The organism is Erwinia sp. PME.40.26/001 (assembly GCF_055556675.1).
This window is the reverse complement of sequence record NZ_JBVHNP010000440.1, coordinates 1-235: the sequence shown is the minus strand read 5'-3', so window position 1 is coordinate 235 and position 235 is coordinate 1. Positions and strand designations below refer to the sequence as shown.

1 protein-coding gene is annotated in these 235 nt (G+C 74.0%); it reads left to right on the top strand.

Translation table 11 applies throughout. The features are described 5' to 3' along the window. Window positions 1-235, top strand: a 235-nt coding sequence (locus ACZ3HG_RS24890; RefSeq protein WP_465335221.1) for a gamma-glutamyltransferase, incomplete at both ends; no start/stop codon positions are given.

The following is a 235-nucleotide window of genomic DNA, read 5'->3' as shown; positions in this document are numbered from 1 at the left end:
CTCCGTCCCGGAGCGCGAGCTGCTCTCCCGGGCGTTCGGTCGCCAGCGAGCGTGCCTCATCGATCCGGCCCACGCGTTGACGAGCCCGGTCGCCCCGGGCGACCCGTTCGCCCGGTCCGGGGGGTGCGCCGTCAGGCGCGCCCCGGGCGACCCGCCCCCGCGGCACGAGACCGACACCAACCACTTCGTCGTTGCCGACCGGTACGGCGATGTCGTCTCGTACACGAACACGATC